The organism is Thalassospira profundimaris (assembly GCF_003326755.1).
In the GTDB taxonomy this organism is placed as follows: Bacteria; Pseudomonadota; Alphaproteobacteria; order Rhodospirillales; family Thalassospiraceae; genus Thalassospira; species Thalassospira profundimaris_B.
Genome location: NZ_JPWH01000020.1, coordinates 24,445 through 39,177, shown reverse-complemented (window position 1 = coordinate 39,177; position 14,733 = coordinate 24,445). Strand labels below are relative to the sequence as shown.

The window sequence follows — 14,733 nt, the reverse complement described above, 5'->3', positions numbered from 1 at the left end:
CGTTGCGCAACTTGCTGCACGCTCGCATTCCGACAGAGTGTTTCAGCCTGTCGCAATTCCCTTCATGAAAATGTCTATCAAACGGGTGATATGCCCGTCTGAGGAATTGTCCTGCTCTGTCGCAAGCGAGATTGCCGTTACGACGCATACAATATCGGCGAAGCAGATATCTGGTCGAACAACGCCGGAGTTTTGGGCATTTTCTAGAAGTCGCGTGCCTTCCTCGCTTGTTGCGATACATCCTGGCGTCCCAATCTGAAGGACTATGCCCAGCGACGCGGCAAAACCACGATACATATTCGCATATTCGACGAGTTCTTCAAGATAGGTCCGCAGGGCGTTTAAGGGATCAAGCTCGGTTGCCCTGATGCGACTGTTTTCAGAAAATTTTAGGAACCGGGAACTATAGGCGGCGGCCAACAGGTCCTCCCGCGTCGGAAAGCGTCTATAGAGCGTGCCGATTCCCACGCCAGCACGTTTTGCGACCTCGTCGAGCGAGACTTTAGCCCCTTTTTCAACGAAAACTTCCTCTGCCGCAGTCAGAATGCGATCGCGGTTTCGTTGCGCGTCGGCGCGCAATGGCATTTCGTTCGTCAACAATCTGCTTCCCTGTTTGCTTGATAAGTGGAGTATTACTCCATATAATAAATGGAGCAATACTCCACTTAATGAAGGGCATGTATGAAATGACGAAACGATTTAACGACAAGGTTGTGGTGATTACTGGGGGAACGGATGGTATTGGTTTAACAACGGCCAAGTCATTTGCCGCCGAAGGGGCACATGTATATATCACCGGGCGTCGGCAACAGCGTCTTGACGCAGCACTTAAGGAAATCGGCGGCGGCGTGATTGGTGTTCAGGGCGATGTCAGCAATCTTGCCGATCTTGATAGATTGTATGATCAAATATCGCGTGATCATGGTCGTGTGGATGTGATTTTTGCGAATGCTGGTATATCCGAATCCGCACCGGTCGGCAGCATTACGGAAGATCATTTTGATCGTGTCTTTGCAATCAATGTGAAGGGTACGGTTTTCACGGTGCAGAAGGCTTTGCCGTTGATGTCTGCGGGCGGTAGCGTTGTGTTGACCGGTTCGGGCGCGGGCTGCAAGGGGTTTGCCAGCCTTTCCATTTATAGTGCGACAAAGGCGGCCATCCGTTCTTTGGCCCGGACATGGACGACCGACCTCAAAGGCAAGGGTATTCGCGTAAATGTTGTTTCGCCGGGGATGGTCCTGACCCCCGCCATGCAAACCTATCTAAATGAAAATGTTGGTGCTGAAGAATGGATGGAGCAGGCGATCCCGTTTGGTCGGCTGGCCCAAACGGAAGAAATTGCCAAGGCTGTTCTGTTTCTTGCTTCTGGTGAAAGCAGTTTTATCGGTGGCGAGGAACTGTTGGTCGATGGCGGTTTCGTGGCCGTTTGACAGGGCGTGAAAGCCCTCATTTTCGTATCTGTTTACGGCTGTTGAAGACAGGTCTTCTATGTTTTCCGGATATAAAAACGGCCCCGAACAGTCTGTTTCGGGGCCGTTTCAGTTTCGGTTACGTGAATGTAACATTAACGACGACCCTGTGTCGTTTCACCAAAGGTCGTAACGCGTGCGGTATTATTTCCCGCATCAATCATCTGAAGTTTCCAGTTTTGACCGTCAAAAACCCGTTCCAGGCCAACATCGTGCAGCTGGGAAACGCTGAGTTGTTCGATAATCTGGCGCTGGCTGCGGTTCATCCGGGCGCGCATCATGCGGTTAACCAGTACCTGACGCAGCTTTTGCACCAAAGCACCATGCAATACCGGCGTGGTGTTCATGACAATCCGGTCAAGATGGGTGATTGGCAGAGTGGACATTTTGCCCTCCATGTGTTTGACTTTGCGATGCGCGCAATCTGCCATATGCAAAATAGCCCGAAAATTGGCAGTTTTTGCAAATTTGATGTTTATTTTTGCACAGGTTTTTGCGGGGAAAAATTTCGCGTAAATTCCGCTTAAGCGCTTTATTTGCAACGGTATGGACAGCCAGTTCAGGTGCTGCTATTTCTTGAAAATGGAACATAAACACCACCATTTTACTGTTGTTATTATTACCGCCATTCCACGAATGGCGGGGTAGAAACGGTATTTCCAATACCCAAACCCGCCGGCGAGGCGGGTTTTGTCATTCTGTCTCCCGGTGTCATCTTAACCTGAGAAGGAGACGTGTTATGACGCCACCGAAAAATTCATTTAATCATCAGCATCATCTTCAAATGCCGTCGCGATCAAGCGGGGCAACCCTGCATATGTTGTGTGGCAAGATCGCGTCGGGCAAATCCACCTTGGCGGCAAGATTATCGCAGAATCCGGCGACCGTTCTGATAAGCGAAGATGTCTGGCTGGCCGGGTTATTCGGGGCGGAAATGGCGTCCGTTGCCGATTACGTATGTTATTCGCGTCGTTTGCGCCAGGTGATGGCGCCGCATGTTACCGGGCTGTTGGAACAGGGATTATCGGTTGTTCTGGATTTTCCCGCCAATACGCCGGAATTGCGCCGCTGGATGCGCGAAATTTTTGCCAGGGCCGGGGCTGCGCATAAATTGCATTTTTTGGATGTGGCAGATGAAAGCTGCAAGCAACGTCTGCGGCTGCGTAATCAGGCGCAAAACCATGAATTTTCGGCATCCGATGCGCAGTTTGACCTCATCACGGCGCATTTTGTACCGCCACAGCCGGATGAAGGATTTGATGTTTTGCGTTATGGACCGTGTGACTAAACCGACAACCTTGTGAAGATGCAACCGGGCTGGTTCATGTAATTTGGCCCGTCATGGCCTTCCGGTGATTAATATTTGTCACCGGAAGGCATTGTGAGGCGCGAGTTGCGACTCGTGAAGGTTTTCAATTGCGTATTGTGCGGTTCAGGAATTGGCCGCTTTCGGGCAGGCGGCGCTGAATAATGCCGTGCATACCATTATGGTCCCGTTCCAGTCCGCCGTCGCGCAGCAGATGGTCGCTCAGATCGGCCATTAAAACCTGGCCCTGGTACCAGCGCAGAAAGGCCGTCGCCAGTTTTTGCGCCGATGTTCCAACATTTTTCAGGTGCCTGAGAACGCGCAGCGGTGCTGGTTTGATTAATCCGCGCTCAAGTGTGGGGCTGTTAAAATGTGCCATAAATAGCCTCTTGCGGCATAACGATGAGGGGAGAACCAATCGAATCGGACGCATCCTCTCATATGCAAAATCGCCCGGAAATTTGTATGTTTTGCATAGTTCGTGTGCAAAAATGCACATGGAAATGTCTGGAGGACGTGCGGTGAACTGGGATGATTTGAGGTTTTTTCTGGTTTTGGCCCAGGAAGGAACGCTGTCGGGGGCGGCCCGGCGTTTGCGCAAGGAACACACCACGGTTGCCCGCCGGGTTGAAGCCCTGGAACAGGCGGTCGGGACCAAACTGTTTGACCGGATGCCGGGGGGCTGGCGGCTGACACCCGACGGGCAGCAGCTTGTCCCCCTTGCCGAGCGGGTCGAGGAAGACGCCCTGGCCTTTGAGCGCATGGCAAACAGCAGCGAAATCGCCCGGGGGGTTGTGCGTATTTCCGTGCCACCCGTGGCGGGGCGCATTTTATTTGCCCCGCGCCTGGCGGCCTTGCTGGCCGAACATCAGGGCCTGGAATTTGAATTGATCGGCTCATCGCATGTGGCAAATCTGGCCCGGCGCGAGGCCGATATTGCGGTACGCATGGTCACACCCACCGAACCGGGCCTGATTGCGCAAAAACTGGCCGAAGTTGGCGTCGGGCTGTATGGCGCGCATGATTATGTTGCCAACATCCCCGAAGAATCGTGGGAATTATGTGGTTATGACGATACATCCTATGGTTTGTCCAAGGCGGAGTGGGTCCGGCGTTTGCTGGGGCGCGATATTTTATGCCGCCTTCGGGCCAACGATACGGCATCGGTGCAGGCTTTTGTTGCGGCGGGCCTGGGGGTTGGGGTGTTGCCACGTTATTTGGGGGATAATGACAGCCGCCTGACCCTGATCCGCGAAGACGAGAAAGGGGAAAGCCGCGAGCCGATCTGGCTGGTGGTTCACCCGGATATGCGGCGCTCCCCGCGCGTAAGATTGGTGATGAATGCCCTGATCGATGCCTCGCGCAATATTGCTGAGGAATTCCAGCTTTAATGTCAATTCCACAAGGTGCGGCTTTAATTAAAATAATAAAAAATCATATTTTTCAATGATTTGATGGAAGTCAACGCATCGGGAAGGCGCGGATTTACGATATGCCGGTTTTCATTTGAACCGGAGAAAATCCGTTGTCTGTTGCGCGTCCGGCTTTTACGCCGTTTCTGTTGCTTGGTCCTATCGTCGCGGCGATGCCCGGCTGGCTGATTGACCGTGTTTTGGCCCATGCGATTGCCACCATGCAATCGCGCCATGCTGCCGTGTTTGACCGTTTTGGCCCAGCAATGCAAAAGGGCAAAGATGCGGGGGATGTGGCAGGGCAGCCGTATGATGGGCGTGATGCGGGCACAGGTATTGTGGTTTCGCCGCTGGATTTGGGCATTGACCTTTATTTGCGTCTTGATCCGGTAAAATCGGTGTTGCGCCGGGCAACGGTGGCAGATCGCAAGGCGGCCCAGGCCACCATTATCGGCCCGTTGCCTGCTTTATTGCAATTGCTGGAAGGCACATCGGATGGCGATGCGCTGTTTTTTTCCCGGACGTTGAAAATTGAAGGCCGCACCGAGATTGTCGTCGCCCTGCGCAATGCGCTGGATGGGGAAAATATCGATATACGCCAGGCGGTGGTGGAAAGTTTTGGCCTGTTGGGACCGGTGGCCCGCCGTGCCCTGAAGGTGGCGGAGCGTGGTTATCATCGCCTGGACCGCGACATGGCACGCTTTACCGACGCCTTTGCCGGGGCATCCGATAAAAAACAGGCCGGTTTGGCCGACAGGGTTGAAGACCTGTCCTTACGTCTTGCCAGTGCCGAATCGCAAATACGCCGCCGTCAGCCTGCACGCGGGCGGGGGCCTGCTGTATCCGTTGTCGCGGGTCCGTCTGTTGGCACGGTGGGCGAAGCCGGAACTTTCCGGGCGGCAGACTATGCCAATTCCACCAAAGATGATTTTTCCTTACCCGAAACGGATACCCCTCAGAAGAGCGGAGGAACCTTGTAATGGAACTTGTTTGTCCGGCGGGAACCCCGGCCAGTTTGCGTGCCGCCGTCGAGGCCGGGGCGGATGTGGTTTATTGTGGTTTTCGTGATGAAACCAATGCCCGAAACTTTCCCGGCCTTAATTTTTCCCGTGCCGAACTGGCTGCCGAAACCGAATTTGCCCATGCGCGGGGAACGCATGTTTATCTGGCGTGCAATACCTATCCAACCGCCGGAAACGAGGCCCTGTGGCACAAGGCGGTGGATGACGCGGTTGCAATTGGCGTTGATGCCGTCATTCTGGCCGATATTGGCCTGTTGCGCTATACCCGCGACCGTCACCCGGATGCGCGTTTGCATTTGTCGGTGCAGGCATCGGCCTCGAATGTCGAGGCGATCCGCTTTTATCATCGCGAATTCGGGGTACGGCGCGTGGTGCTGCCGCGTGTTTTGTCGCTTGATGAAATTGCGGACCTGAACCGGCAAATTGGCGTTGAAACCGAAGTTTTCGCCTTTGGCGGTATGTGCGTTATGGCCGAAGGGCGTTGTTCGTTATCGTCTTATGCCACCGGGGAAAGCCCGAACATGAACGGGGTATGTTCCCCGGCCCATCATGTACATTACGAAGAACGTGGCGATGCAACGGTTTCGCGTTTGGGCGATTTCACCATCAATGTTTACGGGGCCTCGGAAACGGTGGGGTATCCCACCTTGTGCAAGGGGCGTTTCCGCGCGATGGGCAAGGCGGGATATTTGTTCGAGGAACCGACCAGCCTGGATGTCACCAGTATGCTGCCCGAACTTGAGGTCGCCGGTGTAACCGCCCTTAAAATTGAAGGCCGCCAGCGTGGTAAAGCCTATATATCCCAGGTAGTTGGCAGTTTTCGGCGCGCACTGGACCAGATTGCAGCGGGGCAGAATGCCGTGGCCAGCCGACTTTCCCATATGACTGAGGGCCAAAGCGATACCACCGGGGCCTATCGGAGGAATTGGCAATGAGCATGCCTGTCAACACAATGCCATCATCGGCCCTTTCCGCACCCAGGCTGGTGATGGGGCCGGTTCTGTTTCACTGGCAGGCCGATTATTTGCGCGATTTTTATGCCCGCATCGCCGATGAAGCCGATGTCGATGTGGTGCATGTGGGCGAAGTTGTATGTGCCAAGCGCATGCCGTTTTTTGACCGCGACTGGCCCGATGTGATTGAAAGGCTGCAACGCGCCGGAAAGCAGGTGGTTTATTCCACGCTGGCCCTGGTGATGGGCGATCGCGAGGTGGGCATTATTCGGGATCTGGCGGAAATGCCCGACCTCCTGATCGAGGCCAATGATTTTTCTGCCATTGGTGTGCTGGCCGGACGGCCACATATGGTGGGGCCTTATGTGAATATCTATAACGAAGGTACCCTTCGCTATATGATTGAACGGGGCGCGACCCGCATTGCCCTGCCGTGGGAACTGCCCGAATCCTCGATTGCCAATTTGTGTGCCGCCGCGCCTGATGTCGAACTGGAAATGCAGGTTTTTGGTCGTGTGCCGCTTGCCATTTCAGCACGATGTTATTCAGCACGGGCCAATGGTTTGCACAAGGATGGCTGCCGTTATGTCTGCGGTGATACGCCCGATGGCATGAATGTCGATACCCTCGATGGTGCGCCTTTCCTGGCTGTTAACGGCCTTCAAACCCTGTCGGGGACCTATCTGGAATTGTCTGCCGAAATGGCGGATTTGCACCGGGCTGGCATTAACCTGTTTCGCCTGTCGCCACACCGCTGTGACATGGTGGCGATAGCCACGGTTTATCGCCAGTTATTGGGCGGGCTTATCGGGCCAGAAGAGGCCCACCAAGCCGTTTTGGATATTGCCGGGGATGTTAACCTTGCCAACGGGTTTTTACATGCCATTCCAGGGGCAGAACTGTATCGGATTCCGGGGCAGGCGCAGCCCGAATAGGGCTGTCTTTGGCGTAAATGTTCTAAAATGCTTCTTTCCCAATCCTAAGTTTTTGCAAAATACAACCCGGCCAAACCCGTCTCTGTGATCTGTTTCACACTGACGGGTTTTCTTTTGTGTAACAGGCTGTTTACTGGTCGAAATATCATAAGTATTTGTTTTTTAAATATTTTGTTTCGGAATTAGTAGCATTTTGGGTTTCGATGGTACGGTCAAACGGAACCAGTATCGGTTGTGTTTCACATAAAAGGCGCCTGAGAGTGTGAACGATTTCACAAAACTGTAGGAAAAAATCGAAAAATCCGGGTGTAGGTTCAGCGCCATCGCAACGGCATACAGCAAGCCGGGGCGAAAATTCATTTCAGAAATTTGGTGGCGGCATGTTGCCGACAGTCAAGTTTCCCTGATTTTTTGATTTTGCCGCTATGGTGATTGGGAGAACCTCATGCTGACGACTTTTAAGAAAGGCATCCTGGGTGGTGCTGCTCTTTTGATGGCTGCCGGTGTATTTGCTTCGGCACAGGCCACCGAAATTTCCGGTGCCGGTGCGACCTTCCCTTATCCGGTTTATGCAAAATGGGCCGAAGCCTATGAAGCAAAAACCGGTGTCAAGATGAACTACCAGTCGATCGGTTCGGGCGGCGGCATTAAACAGATTAAGGCCAAAACCGTTGATTTTGGTGCATCTGACGCACCGCTGACCAAAAAAGAGCTCGATGAAGCCGGTCTGGTTCAGTGGCCGATGATCATGGGTGGTGTTGTTCCGGTTGTGAACATCAAAGGCATCAAGGGCGGCGACGTCAAGCTGACCGGTCCGGTTCTTGCCGACATTTATCTTGGCAAAATCACCAAATGGGACGACAAGCAGATCACCGATCTGAACCCGGACCTGAAACTGCCCTCAGAAGCCATTTCGGTTGTTGAACGTTCGGATGGTTCAGGCACCACCTTTAACTTCACCAACTACCTGGCTGCCGTTAGCCCGGAATGGAAGAAAAACATTGGTGTCAACAAATCGGTTCAGTGGCCGGTCGGTGTTGGTGGCAAGGGCAACGAAGGCGTTGCTTCCTACACCAAACAGATCGACGGTTCGATCGGTTATGTTGAATATGCCTATGCCCTGCAAAACAACCTGGCCTACACCCAGATGAAAAACAAGGATGGCGAGTTCGTTTCGCCGACCGCTGCCTCGTTTGCTGCTGCCGCTGCCAATGCTGACTGGGCTCATGCGCCGGGTTATTACCTGATCCTTGGCAACCAGCCGGGTGCCAAAAGCTGGCCGATCACCGCTGCTTCCTTCATCCTGGTGCACAAATCCCAGGAAAAGCCGGAAACCGCCAAAGAAGTCCTGAACTTCTTTGACTGGTCCTTCAAAAACGGCGGCGAAATTGCCGACAAGCTGGATTATGTCGCCATGCCGGAAAACGTTGTCGACATGGTTGAAAAGACCTGGTCTGCCGACATCAAAGGCAGCAATGGCAAAAAGATCTGGTAAGTTTGCTGCATAACTTACCTGACCAACCCGCCGCCGAACGATCTCGGCGGCGGGCTTTGGTGTTTCGGGGACAGCCCCGGAAGGTCGTTATATTTTTCCCTAGAAAACAGGTTTATTGCGGTGTCTGTAAAACAGTTCAGACCGGGATTTGATCGCGGTTTCCATAACCTGACTTTCGGGCTGGCGATGTCCGTTCTGGTCCTGCTGGCGGCTATTCTTGCCTTTCTGGTCGTGGGCAGCATCCCGGTTTTGCAAAACCAGGGATTGTCATTTTTCATCAGTTCCGACTGGAACCCGGTAACGGATGTCTATGGCGCGCTTCCGGCCATCATTCAGACATTGATTACCGCTGTCATTGCCCTTGTAATCGGCGTTCCGGTCAGTTTCGGGATTGCGGTTTTTTTGACCGAACTGTCACCGGGCTGGATCGCACGGCCAGTTGGTGTGGCGATTGAGTTGCTTGCGGCCATTCCCAGTATCATTTACGGCATGTGGGGGCTGTTCGTTTTTGCGCCGACATTTGGCGCAGCCCTGCAACGCTGGACGATGGCCAATCTGGCACCGATCCCTGTTATTGGTCCGCTCTTTGCCAGTCCGCCCATGGGCATTGGTATTTTTACCGCCAGTATCATTCTTGCCATCATGATCGTGCCGTTCATCACGGCGATGATGCGCGATGTCTTTACCACGGTTCCCGCCGTGCTTAAGGAATCGGCCTATGGACTGGGCTGCACGCGCTGGGAAGTGATTTACCGGGTTGTGCTGCCTTATTGCCGGGCAGGGACGGTGGGGGCCGTCATGCTGGGGCTGGGGCGCGCACTGGGCGAAACGATGGCCGTGACCTTTGTGATCGGAAATTCGCACCGGCTGTCGGCCTCCATTATGGGGCCGGGGGCGACCATTTCATCCTCGATTGCCAATGAATTTGTCGAGGCGGATTCACCCCTGCACACATCGGCACTGGTGACACTGGGTCTGACCCTTTTTGTCATCACCTTCATCGTGCTGGCAATTGCGCGGCTGTTTTTGCTGCGTTTGAAAAAACAGGCAGGCCACTAGGCCGGGAAAGGACAGGATATGTCAGTTCAAATACCGGTCAGACGAACGACCGAACGTCAGGTTTCCAGCCCTTATCAGCGCCGCATGTATATGCGCCGCCGTTTGACATCGATGTTCCATATGACAATGGCACATCTGGTAACGGCCCTGGGCATTGCCATGCTGGCCTGGATTTTGTGGTCGTTGTTTGGCGAAGGGCTTTCGGCGGTTTCGCTGAAACTTTTTACCGAAATGACACCGCCGCCCGGATCAGACGGCGGGTTGTTGAATGCCATTGTCGGATCGCTGATGATGGTGGGGATTGCCACGGTCCTTGGTATTCCCATCGGGCTTCTGGTTGGGACCTATCTGGCGGAATATGGCCGCTATGCAAAAATTTCGGCCGTGGTGCGTTTTATTAACGACATCCTGCTGTCGGCGCCGTCAATTCTGATTGGCCTGTTCGTTTACGAACTGGTTGTCGTCCCGATGGGGCATTTTTCAGGTTATGCCGGGGCCATTGCCCTGGCGGTTATTGCGCTGCCGGTGGTGGTGCGCACCTCCGAGGACATGCTGCTTCTGGTGCCAGATAGTCTGCGCGAAGCTGCCGCCGCGCTTGGTATTCCGCGCTGGCGGGTGATTTTGCAGGTGTCTTACCGTGCGGCGGGCCCGGGCCTGTTGACCGGCGCGCTGCTGGCCGTGGCACGCATTAGCGGCGAAACGGCACCGCTTCTGTTTACCTCGCTCAATAACCAGTTCTGGAGCGCAAACCTCAATCATCCGATGGCAAACCTGCCGGTGGTGATTTTCAACTTTGCCATGAGCCCCTATGAGGACTGGCGTGCGCTCGCCTGGGCCGGGGCATTGCTTATTACGCTTGCCGTGCTGGGCCTGACCATTGCCGCACGGATTTTGCTGGCCGCCAAAAGCCGGATGAAAGGTTAATCATGAGTACGTTTCAGGCGCTTTCCGACGATATTCTTGCCCATGCACCGATTGCCGAACCGACGCCGGTCAAGCTGAGTGTTCGCGATCTTGATTTTTATTACGGCAAGAACAAAACGCTAAACTCGATCTCGCTGGATTTTCATGATCGTAGCGTGACCGCGCTGATCGGACCCTCTGGCTGTGGTAAATCGACGCTTTTGCGTACGTTGAATCGCATTTATTCGCTTTATCCCAATCAAACGGCAACGGGTGAAATCCTGCTTGATGGGGAAAATATTCTGGCATCGGGCAAGGATTTGAACAATCTGCGCGCCCGTGTTGGCATGGTGTTCCAGAAACCAACACCGTTTCCGATGTCGATTTACGAAAACATCGCTTTTGCCGTGCGCATGTACGAAAAACTCAGCAAATCCGAAATGGATGAACGGGTGGAATGGGGCCTGCGCAAGGTTGCCCTGTGGGATGAAGTGAAAGACAAGCTGCATGCCAGCGGCAACGGGCTTTCTGGCGGGCAGCAGCAGCGTTTGTGTATTGCCCGTTCGGTGGTGCTGAACCCCGAAGTTCTGTTGCTTGATGAACCGGCATCGGCCCTTGACCCGATTTCAACCATGAAGATCGAGGAACTGATTTCGGAATTGCGCGCGGATTACACCATCATCATTGTCACCCACAATATGCAGCAGGCGGCGCGGACATCCGATTATACCGCCTTTATGTATCTGGGCGATCTGGTTGAAATCAGCCCGACGCGTGAATTGTTTACCAATCCGCGCGAGGCCCGCACCCGGGATTATATCACCGGTCGTTTTGGCTGATATTTCCGGCCTTTGGGCCGGGCGGTACTTTTAATACACACAGGCCCGAAAAGGTGGTTTCGGGCCTGTTTTGTTTAGCCTGCGTTGTTTAGCCTGTGTCAGAGCGGAAACACGCTAAATCCAGCCCATCTGATGGCTGGCCGCTAAAAACAGTACCACCCCAAACAGGGTAATCATCGCCGCCCCGCCAAAACCGACAATTCGCCGGATCCAGTCGGACCATTTGGGCGGTAGGGAAAACAGCTTCTGGCTACCAAAGCGAATGCCAATCGCGGCAAGACCGATGGCACTGACGGTCAGTGCCACGCCAAATGCCATTGCAAAGGCAGCAATGATGCCGACCAGGAACAACCCGTTTGCCAGGGTGAACAACAGCATCAGAATAGACCCGGTGCAGGGCCGCAAGCCAACAATGATGGCGCTGGTAATGGCATTGTAACGGCCAGATCGCGTTGTCGTGTCTGCCGTGCTGGCCGCATCATGCGCATGGTGATGATGACCGTGATCATGATGATCGTGGTGATGATGATCATGATCATGATCATGGTGATGGTCGTGAGCGTGATCATGCGTAGGGCCGATGGGACCATGATCGCAGCAATCATCCTTGCCCTGAAGGATGCGCAGGCACATATAGCCGCCCATCACCACGATCAGGGCATAGGATGCCAGTTCCAGCAATAATCCGTTTCGGGTGATTTCGGCGGGACCAAGATTGAGGACAAGGCCCAGGATGCCGACCAGGGCAATGGCACTGACGGCCTGGGTAGCGGCAATCAGCGCGCCCATTGCCACCCCCTGTTTCCATCCGGCATCGCGCGACAGAAAATAGGTGCTTGTTACCATTTTGCCATGCCCGGGTCCGGCGGCATGAAACACGCCATAGGCAAATGACAGGGCAATGATGCTCAGTGCGGGCCACCAGCTATTGTCCTGTTTTGCCGCCCGCAGAGTGGCTGTCATGTTGCGGTTTAACTGGGTTTGGATTTTCATCGCACCGCCAACAATACCGGCCAGCCAGTCCGGCATTTTAAAGGCGGGGGCCGGGTTTTCCGTTTCCGCCGGGGCGCTGCGCCGTCCCAGTAATTCAGCCGATTGCGCATGTGCGGTGGTCGGCATGATCAGGGCAAAAAGGGCCAGCATCAGCACCGCTAAAACAGCCAGCAATTTGGCCGGTCGGTTGCGGTTTTTGCCGCCAGAGCTGCTGTTATTTGCAGGTAATGTCCGCCCGCTGCGGTGAGACCATGTCATAATAGATGCGGTGTTTGTCATCTTCGCCCATTTTATAGCTGCAGGTCAGGCCGTCATTGCCGGAAAACAGGACCGGATCCTTCTGGGCAAAGGCGACATCAATAAAGAATTCGGAATCATAAACCGACAGGCCGATCTGGTCGGCAACGGGGTCTACCGGTTCGGCCAGATCCAGTGTGAAGCTGTATTTAACACGTCCCTGGTCGGTAATATCGGCGACAAAATCATGAAAGCCGGCAATTTTGACAACTTCTTCATTGCGGCGCAGATAGGTCATAAACCCGATATCGGCCAGCGCGATGAAGGCATTGTCACGGACTTCGTCATTTTCCTGATCAAAAAAGCGCATGTCATGATTGTGGTCGAACTGGTCCATCAGGGTCAGGCTGAACATATCGTCAAACACCCAGACCATGTGGATGCCGGTAATTTTGTTTTTGTCAAAAATCATCGTTGCCTGGCTGTCGATCCAGACATGCGGATGGGCGGTCGCCACGGGGATGTAGCCAACAATGGCAAAGGTAGCGGTCAGGGCGGCAATGGCGGTTTTTGGGGCCAAACGCAAAAAGCGCGCACCCCGAAAAACGGAGTGCGACGCCCTTTGCCAAAAGGTTAGGGGTTTAACCTTCGAGGCAACTCGCCAGGTGGTCGATATTTTGTGAAAGAATCTCGATATAGGCATTCGGACCGGCGTCAATATTCGCTCCTAGCGGATCCAGCGTGCCCGTGCGTGCGCCGGTATCGGCGACAATGGACTGGACAATGGCGGGTTTGAACTGCGGTTCGGCAAACACGCAGGTAGCCCCGCTGGATTTGATTTTGTCTTCAATATCATGAAGCCGCTTTGCCCCCGGTTTACGATCCGGTGAAATCGTGATCGACCCGACGGCGTGCAGGCCAAAGCTGTGTTCGAGATATTGATAGGCATCATGGAAAACAATGAAGGGTTTGTCTTTGACCGGCGCAACCCGGCTGGCAAGATCATCCTTTGTTGCATCGATTTTGCCAAGCAGACTTTTCAGATTGGCGCGATAAAAGTCCGCATGGGCCGGATCAATTTCCGCCAGTTCTTCGGTAATGTCGGTGGCAATGGCTTTGCCGTTTTCCGGGCTCATCCAGATATGCGGGTCGCCTTCGTCATGATGATGTTCATGTTCTTCGGCATGTTCGACATCTGTATGGTCGTGATCATGGTCTGCGTCTTCTGCATGGTCATGATCGCCGTCATGGTGGTCATGGTCGTGGTCATCGTGACCGTCTTCATGTTCGTCACCGTGATGATGCGCCTCAAACGCGCCGCCTTCACGCATTTCCAGGGTTTCCACCCCTTTGGCCTCTGCCAGTTCCATCACCTTTGCATTCGCCGAAAGCGATTTTAGCGGTTTGGCGAGAAACGATTCCAGTTCCGGCGACACGTAAATCACCAGGTCGGCATTTTGCAGCGCGCGGGCTTCGCTGGGGCGCAGTGAATATGTATGCGGTGACGCTGCACCATTGACCAGCAATTCAGGTTTGCCAACACCCTGCATAATGGCGGCCACTATGGAATGGATCGGTTTGATCGAGGCAACAACTTTGGGTGCATCCGCCGCCCAGGAAGCCGCTGGAACAGCAAATTGGGCAGCAGCAAAAAAAGCACCGGCAAATAACAAACGTGACTTTGGCATCGGATTTCCATCTTGGCAGGAGGCATGTAAATTTATTTTGTTATGTTATAACGTATCTTGATTGTCAAAGGAAAATTGGCATTCCGGGGGAGCGTGTTTGTCATGTGCCATGTGCCATGTGCCATGTGTCATGTCGTGGGGCGGGATTGAATCATCTGTCTTGTGCCGGGCTTGCGGTATGTCGCCAGAGGGGGCTGCGGGTACGGCAAAAGCTGTCAGTTATTCACGGTTGGGCACATGGCGTTGCTTGCATGGCGGGTTGCGGCCTTAATTGGGCGCAAAGCAGGTTTTTTTTAATTTTAAAATTATACTTTAATCCAATCAGAATGTTTTATTTGATCCTGAAATGATTATTTTTATATCGTAATGATAAAACTGCAAATGCAGGTAATGGCCCGGCAGATGGATGAATCGTTTTGATA

Annotated in this window: 16 protein-coding genes; 10 read left to right on the top strand and 6 right to left on the bottom strand. The window is 53.8% G+C overall.

The annotated features are described in order from the left end of the window. Positions 1 to 42: 42 nt before the first annotated feature. Positions 43 to 597: a TetR/AcrR family transcriptional regulator gene (locus TH25_RS18835; protein ID WP_258549224.1), complete on the bottom strand. Its 555-nt coding sequence runs from the start codon at positions 595 to 597 to the stop codon at positions 43 to 45. On the opposite strand from TH25_RS18835, the gene TH25_RS18830 reads away from it, so the two are divergent. Beyond that, entirely contained in the window at positions 579 to 1,430 is an 852-nt protein-coding gene (locus TH25_RS18830) for an SDR family NAD(P)-dependent oxidoreductase (RefSeq protein ID WP_258549223.1), read from the top strand. The genes TH25_RS18835 and TH25_RS18830 overlap by 19 nt on opposite strands. Positions 1,431 to 1,564: 134 nt before the next feature. On the opposite strand, the gene TH25_RS18825 is transcribed toward TH25_RS18830, so the two are convergent. Continuing rightward, a complete protein-coding gene (locus TH25_RS18825; protein WP_147253048.1) occupies positions 1,565 to 1,855 on the bottom strand; it encodes a hypothetical protein in 291 nt (96 codons plus the stop codon). 353 nt (positions 1,856 to 2,208) lie between these two features. Here TH25_RS18825 and TH25_RS18820 point away from each other — a divergent pair, with 353 nt between their 5' ends. Then, entirely contained in the window at positions 2,209 to 2,757 is a 549-nt protein-coding gene (locus TH25_RS18820) for a P-loop nucleotide/nucleoside kinase family protein (RefSeq protein ID WP_114089836.1), read from the top strand. 124 nt (positions 2,758 to 2,881) lie between these two features. Here TH25_RS18820 and TH25_RS18815 read toward each other — a convergent pair whose 3' ends face one another. Further along, positions 2,882 to 3,154, bottom strand: coding sequence for a hypothetical protein (locus tag TH25_RS18815; protein WP_114089835.1), 273 nt, complete (start codon positions 3,152 to 3,154; stop codon positions 2,882 to 2,884). 118 nt (positions 3,155 to 3,272) lie between these two features. Between TH25_RS18815 and TH25_RS18810 the strand changes: the two genes are divergently transcribed. From TH25_RS18810 to pstB, 8 genes are all read left to right on the top strand, one after another. Next, entirely contained in the window at positions 3,273 to 4,166 is an 894-nt protein-coding gene (locus TH25_RS18810; RefSeq protein ID WP_258549222.1) for a LysR family transcriptional regulator, read from the top strand. A gap of 134 nt (positions 4,167 to 4,300) precedes the next feature. Then, positions 4,301 to 5,167 (top strand): ubiquinone anaerobic biosynthesis accessory factor UbiT, encoded by an 867-nt coding sequence (gene ubiT, locus TH25_RS18805; RefSeq protein ID WP_258549221.1) that lies wholly within the window; start codon positions 4,301 to 4,303, stop codon positions 5,165 to 5,167. Next, positions 5,167 to 6,144 (top strand): ubiquinone anaerobic biosynthesis protein UbiU, encoded by a 978-nt coding sequence (ubiU, locus tag TH25_RS18800; RefSeq protein WP_114089834.1) that lies wholly within the window; start codon positions 5,167 to 5,169, stop codon positions 6,142 to 6,144. The genes ubiT and ubiU overlap by 1 nt, the downstream gene beginning before the upstream one ends. Continuing rightward, a complete protein-coding gene (gene ubiV, locus TH25_RS18795) occupies positions 6,141 to 7,097 on the top strand; it encodes a ubiquinone anaerobic biosynthesis protein UbiV (RefSeq protein ID WP_258549220.1) in 957 nt (318 codons plus the stop codon). The genes ubiU and ubiV overlap by 4 nt, the downstream gene beginning before the upstream one ends. A gap of 445 nt (positions 7,098 to 7,542) precedes the next feature. After that, positions 7,543 to 8,592, top strand: coding sequence for a phosphate ABC transporter substrate-binding protein PstS (gene pstS / locus TH25_RS18785; protein WP_181847705.1), 1,050 nt, complete (start codon positions 7,543 to 7,545; stop codon positions 8,590 to 8,592). A gap of 120 nt (positions 8,593 to 8,712) precedes the next feature. Then, positions 8,713 to 9,651, top strand: coding sequence for a phosphate ABC transporter permease subunit PstC (gene pstC / locus TH25_RS18780; RefSeq protein ID WP_258549219.1), 939 nt, complete (start codon positions 8,713 to 8,715; stop codon positions 9,649 to 9,651). 18 nt (positions 9,652 to 9,669) lie between these two features. Continuing rightward, positions 9,670 to 10,575, top strand: a complete 906-nt coding sequence (gene pstA / locus TH25_RS18775) for a phosphate ABC transporter permease PstA (protein WP_220151456.1) — start codon at positions 9,670 to 9,672, stop codon at positions 10,573 to 10,575. Between the two features lie 2 nt (positions 10,576 to 10,577). Beyond that, complete coding sequence (pstB, locus tag TH25_RS18770; RefSeq protein WP_114089832.1) at positions 10,578 to 11,393, top strand: phosphate ABC transporter ATP-binding protein PstB; 816 nt, start codon at positions 10,578 to 10,580, stop codon at positions 11,391 to 11,393. Positions 11,394 to 11,507: 114 nt separating this feature from the next. Here pstB and TH25_RS18765 read toward each other — a convergent pair whose 3' ends face one another. Genes TH25_RS18765 through TH25_RS18755 form a run of 3 tightly spaced genes read right to left on the bottom strand, consistent with a single transcriptional unit; the run spans position 11,508 to position 14,311 of the window. After that, a complete protein-coding gene (locus TH25_RS18765) occupies positions 11,508 to 12,644 on the bottom strand; it encodes a nickel/cobalt transporter (RefSeq protein ID WP_258549218.1) in 1,137 nt (378 codons plus the stop codon). Beyond that, entirely contained in the window at positions 12,601 to 13,209 is a 609-nt protein-coding gene (locus tag TH25_RS18760; RefSeq protein WP_258549217.1) for a DUF1007 family protein, read from the bottom strand. Before TH25_RS18760 ends, TH25_RS18765 begins: the two co-directional genes overlap by 44 nt. 55 nt (positions 13,210 to 13,264) lie before the next feature. Beyond that, positions 13,265 to 14,311, bottom strand: a complete 1,047-nt coding sequence (locus TH25_RS18755; protein WP_114089830.1) for a zinc ABC transporter substrate-binding protein — start codon at positions 14,309 to 14,311, stop codon at positions 13,265 to 13,267. Positions 14,312 to 14,733 lie beyond the last annotated feature (422 nt).

Excerpts from the sequence above, each read along its gene's own strand:
- TH25_RS18830 (WP_258549223.1), top strand. The coding sequence starts at position 579 with ATGGCATTTCGTTCGTCAACAATCTGCTTCCCTGTTTGCTTGATAAGT.
- TH25_RS18825 (WP_147253048.1), bottom strand. The coding sequence starts at position 1,855 with ATGTCCACTCTGCCAATCACCCATCTTGACCGGATTGTCATGAACACC.
- TH25_RS18820 (WP_114089836.1), top strand. The coding sequence starts at position 2,209 with ATGACGCCACCGAAAAATTCATTTAATCATCAGCATCATCTTCAAATG.
- TH25_RS18815 (WP_114089835.1), bottom strand. The coding sequence starts at position 3,154 with ATGGCACATTTTAACAGCCCCACACTTGAGCGCGGATTAATCAAACCA.
- TH25_RS18810 (WP_258549222.1), top strand. The coding sequence starts at position 3,273 with ATGGAAATGTCTGGAGGACGTGCGGTGAACTGGGATGATTTGAGGTTT.
- ubiU (WP_114089834.1), top strand. The coding sequence starts at position 5,167 with ATGGAACTTGTTTGTCCGGCGGGAACCCCGGCCAGTTTGCGTGCCGCC.
- ubiV (WP_258549220.1), top strand. The coding sequence starts at position 6,141 with ATGAGCATGCCTGTCAACACAATGCCATCATCGGCCCTTTCCGCACCC.
- pstS (WP_181847705.1), top strand. The coding sequence starts at position 7,543 with ATGCTGACGACTTTTAAGAAAGGCATCCTGGGTGGTGCTGCTCTTTTG.
- pstA (WP_220151456.1), top strand. The coding sequence starts at position 9,670 with ATGTCAGTTCAAATACCGGTCAGACGAACGACCGAACGTCAGGTTTCC.
- pstB (WP_114089832.1), top strand. The coding sequence starts at position 10,578 with ATGAGTACGTTTCAGGCGCTTTCCGACGATATTCTTGCCCATGCACCG.
- TH25_RS18765 (WP_258549218.1), bottom strand. The coding sequence starts at position 12,644 with ATGACATGGTCTCACCGCAGCGGGCGGACATTACCTGCAAATAACAGC.
- TH25_RS18755 (WP_114089830.1), bottom strand. The coding sequence starts at position 14,311 with ATGCCAAAGTCACGTTTGTTATTTGCCGGTGCTTTTTTTGCTGCTGCC.